This window comes from Pseudomonas sp. MIL9, assembly GCF_016887925.1.
GTDB classification, from domain to species: Bacteria; Pseudomonadota; Gammaproteobacteria; order Pseudomonadales; family Pseudomonadaceae; genus Aquipseudomonas; species Aquipseudomonas mohnii.
The window spans coordinates 101,230-114,743 of sequence record NZ_JAFEHE010000008.1 but is presented as its reverse complement, the minus strand read 5'-3'; the positions used below and the strand labels follow the sequence as shown (position 1 = coordinate 114,743).

The window sequence follows — 13,514 nt, the reverse complement described above, 5'->3', positions numbered from 1 at the left end:
ATCGATTTTGATTAACACGAGGACATGGGATGAAAACCCTCTGGCAACACTGCCACGTCGCAACCATGGCGCAAGGCGTCTACTCGATCATCGAGGATGCGGCCATCGTGACGTCCGGTGCGCACATTGAATGGGTTGGCCCGCGCGCTGAGCTGCCGGCGGGCGAGTACCCGGCGGTCAATGATTTGAACGGGGCCTGGGTGACGCCGGGCCTGATCGACTGCCACACCCACACGGTGTTCGGCGGAAACCGCAGCGGTGAGTTCGAACAGCGTCTGCAAGGCGTCAGCTACGCGGAAATTGCAGCCGCCGGCGGTGGCATCGCCAGCACCGTGCGCGCTACCCGTGCGGCCAGCGAAGATGAACTGTTTGCCAGCGCCGCCAAGCGTCTGAAAAGCCTGATGCGCGATGGCGTCACCAGCATCGAAATCAAATCCGGTTACGGCCTCGACCTGGCCAACGAACGCAAGATGTTGCGGGTGGCCCGTCGCCTTGGCGCCGAGCTGCCGGTCAGCGTGCGCAGCACTTGCCTGGCCGCCCATGCATTACCGCCTGAGTACGTGGATCGCGCCGACGACTACATCGATCACATCTGCGCCGAGATGCTCCCGGCCCTGGCTGCCGAAGGGCTGGTGGATGCGGTGGATGCGTTCTGCGAATACCTGGCGTTTTCCCCGGCGCAGGTCGAGCGGGTGTTCATCACCGCCCAGGAACTGGGGTTGCCGGTGAAACTGCACGCCGAGCAGTTGTCGTCGTTGCACGGTTCGACCCTGGCGGCGCGTTACCACGCACTGTCCGCCGATCATCTGGAATTCATGACCGAAGACGACGCCATCGCCATGGCCAAGTCCGGCACGGTCGCGGTGCTGCTGCCTGGCGCTTTTTACTTCCTGCGCGAAACCCAATTGCCGCCGATGGACGCCCTGCGCAAACACGGCGTGAAAATCGCCATCGCCAGCGACCTCAACCCCGGCACCTCGCCGGCACTGTCGTTGCGACTGATGCTGAACATGGCGTGCACCTGTTTGCGCATGACCCCGGAAGAAGCGCTGGCCGGCGCCACGATTCATGCCGCCACGGCCCTGGGCATGGCCGATACCCATGGTTCGCTGGAGGTGGGCAAGGTCGCGGATTTCGTCGCCTGGCAAATCGATCGTCCGGCCGACCTGTCTTACTGGCTGGGCGGTGATCTGGAAAAGCGCGTCGTGCGTCACGGCGTCGAAACGAGTCTGTAGGAGAGCAGTTGTGGATAAGGTTCTGAACTTCAAACAAGGCCGCGTGCCGCTGCTGATCAGCATGCCCCACGCTGGTTTGCGCCTGACCCCGGCAGTCGAGGCCGGGTTGATCCCGGCCGCGAAAAGCCTGCCGGACACCGACTGGCACATTCCGCAGCTTTACGATTTCGCCGCCGAACTGGGCGCCAGCACCCTGGCCGCCGAGTACTCGCGGTTCGTCATCGACCTGAACCGGCCGTCCGACGACAAGCCGTTGTACGTGGGCGCGACCACCGGCCTGTACCCGGCGACGCTGTTTGACGGTGTGCCGCTGTTCCGCGAAGGGCTGGAGCCTTCGAAAGAAGAGCGCACGACCTACCTGGAGCAGATCTGGACGCCCTACCACAGCACCTTGCAGCAGGAGCTGGCGCGCCTCAAAGCCGAATTCGGCTATGTGTTGCTGTTCGATGCGCACTCCATCCGCTCGATCATCCCGCACCTGTTCGACGGCAAGCTGCCGGACTTCAACCTCGGCACCTTCAATGGCGCCAGTTGCGATCCACAGCTCGCGACCCAGCTGGAAGCGATCTGCGCCGGACACCCGGGCTACAGCCATGTGCTGAACGGACGCTTCAAGGGCGGCCACATCACCCGCCACTACGGCAACCCGGCGCAAAACATCCATGCGGTGCAACTGGAGTTGGGCCAGTGCACGTATATGGAAGAGTTCGAGCCGTTCCGCTATCGGGCGGATCTGGCGGAGCCGACGCAGGTGGTGTTGAGGGAATTGTTGCAAGGGCTGCTGGCGTGGGGTGAAAAGCACTACAAGCGCTAAAACCCTACACAAACTTTGTGGGAGCGAGCCTGCTCGCGATAGCGGACTTACAGTCAACGTCAATGTTGAATGTCATGGCCTCGTCGCGAGCAGGCTCGCTCCCACATTGGTTTAGCGTTCTTTTCGATACCTGACAGGAACAGTCGCCACTGTGCAAATCTCGGTCGCCTCAGTTCGCTTTTGCCACTCGTCTGCTGCGTAATGTTCTGGCCACGGTGCACAAAGACACCGGCCTCGACAATAATCCGCTGCCGCACGAGATCATTCTGATGAAAAGACTGTTCACCCGCTGTCTCTCAATCCTCTGCGGCACCGCTCTGCTGAGCACCAGCGCCCTGGCCGCTGATGACGCTTCCTGCAAAGCCGTACGCATGGGCGTGGTCAACTGGACCGACGTGATCGCCACCAGCGGCATGGCCGATGTATTGCTCAATGGCCTTGGCTATGAAAGCAAGCAAACCAGCGCCGTGCAGCAAATCATCTTCGCCGGCATTCGCGACAAGCGCCTGGATATTTTCCTCGGTTACTGGAAGCCGGCGATGGACAAAAACATCGCGCCGTTCCTGGCCGCCAATCAAGTGAAGGTCCTGGACAAACCAAGCCTGGCCGACGCCCAGGCAACGCTCGCGGTGCCTGACTATGTCGCGGCTGCCGGTTTGAAAACCTTTGGCGATATCGCCAGATTCAAGGATCAGCTCGGTGGCAAGATCTATGGCATCGAGCCGGGCAGCGGCGCCAACACCACCATCAAAACCATGATCGAGACCAATCACTTTGGCCTCAAGGACTTCAAGCTGATCGAGTCCGGAGAAGCCGGCATGCTCGCTGCGGTGCAACGGGCGGTGAACCGCAAGGAGTTCGTGGTGTTCGTCGGCTGGACCCCGCACCCGATGAACATCAACATGAAGATCGCCTACCTGACCGGCAGCGAAGACGTCTACGGGCCGAACGAAGGGGCGGCGACCGTTTCCACCGTGACCGCCCCGGATTACGCCGAGCGCTGCCCGAACGTCAATCGGCTGCTGGAGAACCTGACCTTCACCGCCGCCCAGGAAAGCCAGTTGATGGTGCCGATCATGGAGCGCCAGACGGCGCAGGACGTTGCCAGAAAATGGCTGCGTGAACACCCGGAAGACCTTCAGCGCTGGCTGACGGGTGTCAGCAGTTTTGACGGCAAGGATGGCGTGGCGGCGGTGCAGGCCAGTCTGAAAAACTGACACCAGAACCTGTAGGAGCGAGCTCGCTCGCGATAAACCCGAGAACACCGCGGGGTATCAGGCTTACCGCGTTATCGTTGGCCATTATCGCGAGCAGGCTCCGCTCCTACAGGGGGTATACATTCCCCCTCCCTGAACGGGCAGCAGTCTCATGGCGCCTTATCCGCTTTCCGAACAGATGACGGCTTTCGTCGAGAAAACCGTCAGTTTCAACAGCACCGACAGCAGCCTTGCCGGATTGCGCCAGGCCTACAGCGAGATGTGCCGGGCGTTCACCCCGCCACGTCCCACCGGCCTCTACGTGGTGGACTTTGAATTGTCCGGTGTCCCGGTGCGGTCCTATCAACCGCCGGTTTCGCCGCCGACCGGTGGTGCGCCGTGCATCGTCTATCTGCATGGCGGCGGTTGGGTCGTAGGGGATCTGGACTCCCACGACTTCATCTGTGCCGAACTGGCGTCGACCCTGGGCGTGCTGGTGATCGCAGTCGATTACCGGCTCGCGCCGGAGCATCCGTTTCCGGCGGCGTTTGATGACTGCCTGAAGGTCTGGCGCGCACTGCGCACCGGGCCGTTCAAACTTGACCCTGCGCGTACGCTGGTGGCCGGCGACAGCGCCGGCGGCAATCTGGCCGCTGCGCTGTGCCTGGCATTGCGTGACGCGGGTGAGCCCGTGCCGGCCGCGCAAGTGCTGATCTATCCCGGACTGGGTGGCGATCATCATCTGGCTTCGCGCAGTGAATGCATCGATGCTCCGCTACTGAGCAGCAGCGATGTGGATTGTTACCACGCGTTGTACCTGCGAGGCACCCCGCAACCTGGGCCCTATGCGATGCCGTTGCTCGCCGCGGATCTTCGCCGATTGCCACCGGCCTTCATCGCCGTGGCGCAATTCGATCCGCTGCGTGATGACGGCGTGCTGTACGCCGAGCGACTGGACGCTGCCGGCGTAGCAACGACGTTGTATTACGGCGAAGGGCTTGTACACGGTTGTTTGCGGGCGCGGGGGCAGGTTGCCGAGGTCGACAGGCTCTATGAAAACCTGCTCGGTTATCTGGCGCCTAGACTCTGACTCTGCAAGGGCATGCTCATTGGCGTAATTCGGGTTTATGATGCCCAACGGCAGAATAATTGAAGTCCCCCCAGGGATGACCCAGACCCCTTACGGAGCGCGCAATGCAGACTTTGTACCCGCAGATCAAACCCTACGCCCGGCATGATCTGGCTGTCGATGAAACCCATACGCTGTACGTCGACGAAAGCGGTTCACCGGAAGGATTGCCGGTCGTGTTCATCCATGGCGGCCCCGGCGCCGGGTGTGACGCCCAGAGTCGCTGCTACTTCGATCCAAATCTGTATCGCATCGTCACCTTCGACCAGCGCGGTTGTGGTCGTTCCACGCCCCACGCCAGCCTGGAAAACAACACCACCTGGGATCTGGTGGCCGACCTCGAGCGGATTCGCAAACACCTGGGCATTGAAAAATGGGTACTGTTCGGTGGCTCCTGGGGTTCGACCCTGGCGCTGGCCTACGCGCAAACCCACCCGGAACGTGTGCACGGTCTGATCGTGCGCGGGATTTTTCTCTGCCGGCCGCAGGAAATCGAGTGGTTCTACCAGGCCGGTGCCAGCCGTCTGTTCCCCGATTACTGGCAGGACTACATTGCGCCGATCCCGCTGGACGAGCGCGACGACTTGCTCACGGCCTTCCACAAGCGCCTGACCGGCAACGATCAAATCGCTCAGATGCATGCGGCCAAGGCCTGGTCCACCTGGGAAGGCCGGACCGCGACCCTGCGTCCCAATCCGCTGTTGGTCGATCGTTTCTCCGAACCGCAGCGCGCACTGTCGATCGCCCGTATCGAGTGCCACTACTTCACCAACAACGCATTCCTCGAGCCGAACCAGTTGATTCGCGACATGGGCAAGATCGCCCATTTACCCGGGGTGATCGTCCACGGTCGTTATGACGTGATCTGCCCGCTGGATAACGCCTGGGAACTGCACCAGGCCTGGCCGAACAGCGAGCTGCAAATTATCCGTGACGCCGGTCATGCCGCTGCTGAACCGGGGATTACCGACGCCTTGGTGCGTGCCGCCGATCAGATGGCCCGGCGCCTGCTCGACCTGGCTCCTGAAGAAGCATGAAGGGCCTGCTGCAGCGCGTGCGTGGCGCGCGGGTCGAGGTGGCGGGCGAGGTGGTCGGAGCAATCGACCAGGGTTTGCTGGTGCTGGTGGCGGTCGAGCCCGAGGACACTCGGGCCAGCGCCGACAAACTTCTCAATAAGCTGCTTAACTATCGAGTGTTCAGTGACGCCGAGGGCAAGATGAATCTGTCCCTGGCGGACGTGGGTGGCGGGTTGCTGCTGGTCTCGCAGTTCACCCTGGCCGCCGACACCAAGAGCGGGTTGCGCCCGAGTTTCTCGACCGCGGCCCCTCCGGCCCTGGGCGAGGAGCTTTTCGACTATCTATTAGGCAAAGCGAAACAGGTGCATGGCACTGTGGCATCAGGTAGATTCGGCGCGGATATGCAGGTGCACCTGGTCAATGACGGCCCGGTAACCTTCCTGTTACAGACGTAAAACCGCTTGAAACCCTGTTTTGCGCCGTTTTCGACTGAAAACAGGGGCTTTTCCCGATAAATACTTTGTTACCCCTGATGCGTTGTAACGCGGGCTACTAGATAATCGCGCGCTACGGGGATCAGCGTTCGTTGGTCCATTTTGACTTAGGTAGAGACTTGTCCTGAACCGTTTGGGGAATCATTTAGCCCCATCGGAGTCGGAACAATGCTCGCCAACTTGGCAAGAGTGGTCTGTAAGGCCGGTTTTTTCGTACCGGATTCCGTACATACCCTTTAACTGGCCGTTGGTTTTTTGATCTGTTTTCGGCGAGGGTTGCTCGTGATTGTTAGTCCCTGTAACGCACCAAAATTGTCTGCCAAACGGTTTCGTAGCGCTCTGGTAGCGGGCTCTGCTCTGCTTACCTTGCTCAGCGCCGGCCAGCTGTGGGCTTTCAATCTGGATGATGTCTCGGCCAAGGCAAAAGAACTGGCCGGGCAAAAATACGAAGCGCCGCGCAGTAACCTGCCGAACGAATTCCGCGAGATGAAATTCGCGGACTATCAGAAAATTCGTTTTCTGACGGAAAAAGCCGAATGGGCGGACCAGAAAACCCCGTTCAAGCTGTCGTTCTATCACCAGGGCATGCACTTCGATACGCCGGTGAAAATCAACGAAATCACGGCGAACACCGTCGAAGAGATCAAATACGACCCAAGTCGCTTCGATTTCGGCGATTTGAAATTCGATCCAAAAGCCACCGAGCAACTAGGCTACGCCGGTTTCCGTGTGCTGTACCCGGTCAACAAGGCTGACAAGCAAGACGAAATCATGACCATGCTCGGCGCGAGTTATTTCCGCGTTGTCGGCAAGGGCCACGTCTATGGCTTGTCCGCTCGCGGCATGGCGATCGATACCGCGTTGCCATCCGGTGAGGAATTCCCGCGTTTTCGCGAATTCTGGATTCAACAGCCCAAGCCGGGCGACAAGCACCTGGTGATCTTCGCGCTGCTGGATTCGCCACGGGCGACCGGTGCCTATCGCCTGATCCTGCGTCCGGGCAGCGACACCATCGTCGACGTCAAGGCGCAGATGTTCCTGCGTGACAAAGTCACCAAGCTTGGCATTGCACCGCTGACCAGCATGTATCTGTTCGGCGCCAACCAGCCATCGAAAGTGCTGAACTACCGTCGCGAACTGCACGACTCCAGCGGTCTGTCGATCCGCGCCGGTAATGGCGAGTGGATCTGGCGTCCGCTGAACAACCCGAAACACCTGTCCGTGAGTAATTTCTCGGTCGAAAATCCACGCGGGTTCGGCTTGCTGCAACGTGGTCGTGACTTCAGCCACTACGAAGACCTTGATGACCGCTACGACAAGCGCCCAAGCGCCTGGATCGAACCGGAAGGTGACTGGGGCAAGGGCTCCGTCGATCTGGTAGAGATTCCGACCGCCGACGAAACCAACGACAATATCGTGGCCTTCTGGAGTCCGGAAAAAATGCCGGAACCTGGCCAGCCGCTCGATGTCGCATATCGTATGCACTGGACCATGGACGAAGCGTCCATCCACGCTCCGGACAGCGCCTGGGTCAAGCAGACCCTGCGCTCCACCGGTGACGTGAAACAGTCCAACCTGATTCGTCAGCCGGACGGTAGCGTCGCCTACCTGGTGGACTTCGAAGGCCCGTCCCTGGCGGCACTGCCAGAGAATACGGACGTTCGCAGCCAGGTGAGCGTTGGTGATAATGCCGAGCTGGTGGAAAACAGCGTGCGCTACAACCCTGAAACCAAGGGCTGGCGCCTGACCCTGCGCATGAAGATCAAGGACCCGAGCAAGTCCACCGAGATGCGTGCGGCGCTGGTTCAGAACGTCACGCCTGCCGACCTGGCCAAGACTTCGATTCCGGCCTCCAGCTCCTCCGTGGCCAAGGCCGACAAGGTCGCCGCCAAACAACAGGAGAAAGCGGACAAGGAAGCCAAGCAGGCCGAGGCCAAACAGGCTGACGCCAAGCCGGTTGCAGAAGCCAAGGACAAGGCCAATAAAGACGCCAAGCAGCCTGTCGCTGCCGATGCGGCCCCAGCCACACCGGAATCGGCATCGACTGAAGAAGTCCTGACCGAGACCTGGAGCTATCAGTTGCCTGCCGATGAGTAATTCACACGTACAGCCAGAGACTCTGTCCGAGTACCTGGCGCACCTGCCGATGACCGACCAGCAGCGCGCGGAACTCGCGGGCTGCCAGTCCTTCAGCGAACTGCACGAACGTCTGTCGTCCTCGACGTTCGACGCGCCGACCGATGCCGCCCAGGCTTCGGTCGGCAAGCGCCTGACCCTGAGTACCGCCGAAGAGTTGCAGGACGCCGAAATGCTGGTGCTCGACGCCAACGGTCGGGTCTGCCTCAAGGCGACCCCGCCGATCCGTCGGACCAAAGTCGTGCCGGAGCCATGGCGCACCAATATCCTGGTGCGTGGCTGGCGCCGGTTGACCGGTCGCACCAATCCACCGGCGCCGCCGAAAGATGAGCGTGTGCTGCCGGCTGCGCGCTGGCGCACCGTGGGCTCGATCCGTCGCTACATTCTGTTGCTGCTGATGCTGGGCCAGACCATCGTGGCTGGCTGGTACATGAAAGGCATCATGCCGTATCAGGGCTGGTCGTTCGTCGACCTCGAAGAAGTCCTGCACCAACCGCTGCTGCAAACCGCCACGCAAGTGCTGCCGTATGCGTTGCAGACCAGCATCCTGATCCTGTTCGGGATTCTGTTCTGCTGGGTTTCCGCCGGTTTCTGGACGGCGCTGATGGGCTTCCTGGAGTTGCTCACCGGTCACGACAAGTACCGCATTTCCGGCGCCAGCGCCGGCAATGAGCCGATTCCGAAAGACGCGCGCACCGCACTGGTGATGCCGATCTGCAACGAAGACGTGCCCCGGGTATTCGCCGGTCTGCGCGCGACCTTCGAGTCGGTCGCGGCCACGGGTGACCTGGATCGCTTCGACTTCTTCGTCCTCAGCGACAGTAACGACGCCGATATCTGCGTCGCCGAGCAACAGGCCTGGCTGGATGTCTGCCGCGAGGCAGGGGGCTTCGGCAAGATTTTCTATCGCCGCCGCCGTCGTCGCGTCAAGCGCAAGAGCGGTAACCTCGACGACTTCTGCCGTCGTTGGGGCAGTGACTACAAGTACATGGTCGTGCTCGACGCCGACTCGGTGATGAGCGGTGAGTGCCTGACCAGTCTGGTGCGCTTGATGGAAGCCACGCCGGACGCCGGGATCATCCAGACCGCGCCGCGTGCGTCGGGCATGGACACCCTGTATGCGCGCATGCAGCAGTTCGCCACCCGTGTGTACGGTCCGCTGTTCACCGCCGGCTTGCACTTCTGGCAGTTGGGCGAATCCCACTACTGGGGTCACAACGCGATCATCCGCATGAAACCGTTCATCGAGCACTGCGCCCTGGCGCCATTGCCCGGTAAAGGCGCGTTCGCCGGTGCGATTCTGTCCCACGACTTCGTTGAAGCCGCGCTGATGCGCCGTGCCGGTTGGGGCGTGTGGATTGCCTATGATTTGCCGGGCAGCTACGAAGAACTGCCGCCGAACCTGCTGGACGAACTCAAGCGTGACCGTCGCTGGTGCCACGGCAACCTGATGAACTTCCGTCTGTTCCTGGTCAAGGGCATGCACCCGGTGCACCGTGCGGTGTTCCTCACCGGCGTGATGTCCTACCTGTCGGCGCCGTTGTGGTTCTTCTTCCTGGTGCTGTCGACGGCGCTGCTGGCGGTCAACACGCTGATGGAGCCGCAGTACTTCCTCGAACCGCGCCAGCTCTATCCGCTGTGGCCACAATGGCACCCGGACAAGGCCATTGCGCTGTTCTCGACCACCATCGTGCTGCTGTTCCTGCCGAAGCTGTTGAGCATCATCCTGATCTGGGCCAAGGGCGCGAAAGAGTTCGGTGGCAAGTTCAAGGTGACCCTGTCCATGTTGCTGGAGATGCTGTTCTCCATGCTGCTGGCGCCGGTGCGGATGATTTTCCACACCCGTTTCGTCCTCGCCGCGTTCCTCGGCTGGGCCGCGACCTGGAACTCGCCGCAGCGTGACGACGACTCCACGCCATGGAGCGAAGCGGTAAAACGCCACGGTCCGCAAACCTTGCTCGGCTTCTTCTGGGCCTTGCTGGTGATCTGGCTGAACCCGAGCTTCCTCTGGTGGCTGGTGCCGATTGTCGGCTCCCTGATGCTGTCGATCCCGGTATCGGTGATTTCCAGCCGGGTCGGCCTGGGCCTCAAGTCCCGTGACGAGAGCCTGTTCCTGATCCCCGAGGAATACAATCCGCCGCAGGCGTTGCTGGCCACTGACCAGTACACCCACGAAAACCGCTGGCATGCACTGAACGACGGCTTCATCCGTGCGGTGGTCGACCCTCAGCAGAACGCCCTGGCGTGCTCGCTGGCGACCTCCCGTCACCGTCAGGCGGAACCGATCGAGTGGCTGCGCGTCGAGCGGGTACGGCATGCGATGAAAGTCGGGCCTGAAGGGCTGACCAACAATGAACGCGTGCAACTGTTGAGCGACCCGGTGGCATTGGCTCGCCTGCATGAGCAGGTCTGGCGCGAAGGTCACCAGGAGTGGCTGGGCGCGTGGCGCAAGTCGGTCACGGCCGACCCCCATGCACCGCTGCTGCCGCTCAAGCCCGTGAGCGTTCAGCCACAGTTGGCCTGATGAAAAAACCCGCGAAAGCGGGTTTTTTTATGATCGTTCGCAAGTGATGGGGCCACCAGCATCAGGCAACAAATCCTGTCTAAACCCTTGTGCAATCGAGCGAGTGCGTTAGCATCCGTCCCCGAATGGGTGCGCCCGGACCGTTTTGTGTCCGTATCTGTCTGTTTTTATTCGAAAACTGTCGATTTGGCGCCGCAAATGCAATGGTTTTGGGGGCTTGAAGATGAAGAAGTATCTGTCGATGCTGCTGGTCGGCGTCACGGCATTGGTTGCAGTCAACGCGGCACAGGCCGGTGCCATCGATGACGCGGTCAAACGCGGCACCTTGAAAGTCGGCATGGACCCGACCTACATGCCATTCGAAATGACCAACAAGCGTGGCGAGATCATCGGTTTTGAAGTCGACCTCCTCAAAGCCATGTCCAAGGCGATGGGCGTCAAGCTGGAGCTGGTGTCCACCGGTTACGACGGCATCATCCCGGCCCTGCTTACCGACAAGTTCGACATGATCGGCAGCGGCATGACCCTGACCCAGGAACGTAACCTGCGCCTGAACTTCAGCGAACCCTTCATCGTGGTCGGCCAGACGTTGCTGATCCGCAAGGAGCTGGAAGGCACCATCAAGTCCTACAAAGACCTGAACACCGCCGACTACCGCATCACCTCCAAACTCGGCACGACGGGCGAATTGGTCGCTAAAAAGCTGATCGCCAAAGCCAAATACCACGGCTACGACAACGAGCAGGAAGCCGTGCTCGACGTGGTCAACGGCAAGGCGGATGCCTTCATCTACGACGCGCCTTACAACGTGGTCGCGGTGAACAAGGTCGGCAACGGCAAACTGGTGTTCCTCGACAAGCCGTTCACCTACGAGCCCCTGGCGTTTGGTCTGAAGAAGGGTGACTACGACAGCATCAACTTCATCAACAACTTCCTGCACCAGATCCACGAAGACGGCACCTACGATCGCATCCATGACAAGTGGTTCAAGAGCACCGAGTGGCTCAAGGACATGGAGTAACACTCGGTCACGTAGACCGCGTCGCTGCAATCGCGAGCAAGCTCGCTCCCACGGTTGATCCGGGTGAACACAGGTTTTGTGCCCGGCACAACCCCTGTGGGAGCGAGCTTGCTCGCGATTGCGGCCTGCCATGCGACACAGAATTCGGAACTTGCAAAACAGATGAAACAGAAAAAAGCCCAATGGCCCTGGCACGTATTGACCGTGCTGGTGCTGATCGGCCTGGCTGGCGCGTTGTATTACGCCACCTCGCTGATGTCCTACGAATGGCGCTGGAACCGCGTTCCGCAATACTTTGCCTACCACGCCGAAGAGTCCCAGCGCGCCGCCGACATCTCCACCGTCAGCGAACTGGTGCGCAAGGGCGACAAGGCTGAAGTGACCCTGCGCAACGATGCGGGCGACGAGCAACGCCTGATCGTCGATGACAGCAGCCTGCAAGTCGCCCAGGGCGATGATGTGGCTGAAGGCGATGTCATTGGCGTGACCCGTCATTGGGCCGCAGGACCGCTGCTGTGGGGGCTGTGGACCACCTTGTGGCTGTCGGTGGTGTCCGGCGTGCTCGGTTTGCTGATCGGTCTCGCCACCGGCCTGTGCCGGCTGTCGAACAACCCGACCTTGCGCGACCTCTCGACCCTTTACGTTGAACTGGTGCGCGGTACGCCGTTGCTGGTACAGATTTTCATTTTCTACTTCTTCATCGGTACGGTGATGAACCTGTCCCGGGAGTTCGCCGGGATCGCCGCGCTCTCGCTGTTCACGGGTGCCTATGTGGCGGAAATCATCCGTTCCGGCGTGCAGTCGATCGCCCGTGGCCAGAACGAAGCCGCGCGTTCGCTGGGTTTGAGTGCCGGCCAGTCGATGCGTCACGTGGTGTTGCCGCAAGCGTTCAAACGCGTGCTGCCGCCCCTGGCCGGGCAGTTCATCAGCCTGGTCAAGGACACCTCACTGGTGTCGGTGATCGCGATTACCGAGCTGCTGAAAAGCGGTCGCGAAGTCATCACCACCTCGTTTTCGCCGTTCGAAATCCTGTTCTGTGTTGCCGGCCTGTACCTGTTGATCAACCTGCCGCTGTCGAAAATCGCCAGCCGGCTTGAGCGGAGGCTCGCGCAAAGTGATTGAAGTCCGCGATCTGGTAAAAGTCTTCGACACCCGTGGCCAGGTGGTGCGCGCGGTGGATAACGTCAGCACAACCGTCGCCAAGGGCGAAGTGTTGGTGGTGATCGGCCCCTCCGGTTCCGGCAAGTCGACCTTTCTGCGCTGCCTCAATGGCCTGGAAGAATTCGATTCCGGTTCGGTGAGCATTGACGGTTTGCAGCTGGCCGACCCGAAAACCGATGTGAATGCCTATCGTCGCGAAGTCGGCATGGTGTTTCAGCATTTCAACCTGTTCCCGCACATGACCGTGCTGGAAAACCTCTGCCTGGCGCAGAAGGTCGTGCGCAAGCGTGGCAAGAAAGAGCGCGAGGCCAAGGCCATGGCGTTGCTGGAGAAGGTCGGTATCGCGCAGAAGGCCAACGAGTTCCCCTCGCGCCTGTCCGGCGGCCAGCAGCAGCGCGTGGCGATTGCCCGGGCGCTGGCGATGGAGCCGAAGGTCATGCTGTTCGATGAGCCGACGTCGGCGCTGGATCCGGAGATGGTCGGTGAAGTGCTGGACGTGATGAAAAACCTGGCCGTGGAAGGCATGACCATGGTTTGCGTCACCCACGAAATGGGCTTCGCCCGGGAAGTGGCGGACCGGGTGCTGTTCTTCGATCACGGCAAATTGCTGGAAGACGCCTCGCCGGCGGAGTTCTTCGATGCACCGAAGGATCCGCGGGCGCAGGCTTTCCTGCGTCAGGTCCTTTAAAAGCAGCGGCCTCGGGGGCCGCTAATCGCTAGCAGGTTAGCTCCCACAGGGTTTGGTGTGGACACCAAAAATCCACTGTGGGAGCCAGCCTGCTGGCGAT

Annotated in this window: 11 protein-coding genes; all 11 read left to right on the top strand. The window is 60.9% G+C overall.

The annotated features are described in order from the left end of the window. Positions 1-29: 29 nt before the first annotated feature. A complete protein-coding gene (gene hutI, locus JQF37_RS10790) occupies positions 30-1,235 on the top strand; it encodes an imidazolonepropionase (RefSeq protein ID WP_130207339.1) in 1,206 nt (401 codons plus the stop codon). Positions 1,236-1,245: 10 nt separating this feature from the next. Then, positions 1,246-2,049, top strand: coding sequence for an N-formylglutamate deformylase (hutG, locus tag JQF37_RS10785; RefSeq protein WP_130207337.1), 804 nt, complete (start codon positions 1,246-1,248; stop codon positions 2,047-2,049). A gap of 269 nt (positions 2,050-2,318) precedes the next feature. Continuing rightward, the gene (locus tag JQF37_RS10780; RefSeq protein WP_130207335.1) at positions 2,319-3,266 is read left to right on the top strand and encodes a choline ABC transporter substrate-binding protein; all 948 of its coding nucleotides are present in this window, start codon (positions 2,319-2,321) and stop codon (positions 3,264-3,266) included. 151 nt (positions 3,267-3,417) lie between these two features. After that, complete coding sequence (locus JQF37_RS10775; protein ID WP_130207333.1) at positions 3,418-4,335, top strand: alpha/beta hydrolase; 918 nt, start codon at positions 3,418-3,420, stop codon at positions 4,333-4,335. A 104-nt stretch (positions 4,336-4,439) separates the two neighbouring features. After that, entirely contained in the window at positions 4,440-5,411 is a 972-nt protein-coding gene (pip, locus tag JQF37_RS10770) for a prolyl aminopeptidase (protein ID WP_130207331.1), read from the top strand. Beyond that, positions 5,408-5,845 carry a D-aminoacyl-tRNA deacylase gene (gene dtd, locus JQF37_RS10765; protein WP_059181779.1) on the top strand — a complete coding sequence of 146 codons (438 nt, stop codon included), beginning with the start codon at positions 5,408-5,410 and terminating at the stop codon, positions 5,843-5,845. Before pip ends, dtd begins: the two co-directional genes overlap by 4 nt. A 321-nt stretch (positions 5,846-6,166) precedes the next feature. Beyond that, complete coding sequence (locus tag JQF37_RS10760; protein WP_130207329.1) at positions 6,167-7,981, top strand: glucan biosynthesis protein G; 1,815 nt, start codon at positions 6,167-6,169, stop codon at positions 7,979-7,981. Next, positions 7,974-10,544, top strand: a complete 2,571-nt coding sequence (gene mdoH / locus JQF37_RS10755; protein ID WP_130207327.1) for a glucans biosynthesis glucosyltransferase MdoH — start codon at positions 7,974-7,976, stop codon at positions 10,542-10,544. Before JQF37_RS10760 ends, mdoH begins: the two co-directional genes overlap by 8 nt. 223 nt (positions 10,545-10,767) lie before the next feature. Next, on the top strand, positions 10,768-11,565 hold the full coding sequence (locus JQF37_RS10750; RefSeq protein WP_130207325.1) for a transporter substrate-binding domain-containing protein: 798 nt from the start codon (positions 10,768-10,770) through the stop codon (positions 11,563-11,565). 162 nt (positions 11,566-11,727) lie between these two features. Further along, a complete protein-coding gene (locus JQF37_RS10745; protein WP_130207323.1) occupies positions 11,728-12,687 on the top strand; it encodes an amino acid ABC transporter permease in 960 nt (319 codons plus the stop codon). Next, positions 12,680-13,414, top strand: a complete 735-nt coding sequence (locus tag JQF37_RS10740) for an amino acid ABC transporter ATP-binding protein (protein WP_103404456.1) — start codon at positions 12,680-12,682, stop codon at positions 13,412-13,414. Before JQF37_RS10745 ends, JQF37_RS10740 begins: the two co-directional genes overlap by 8 nt. Positions 13,415-13,514: the final 100 nt, after the last annotated feature.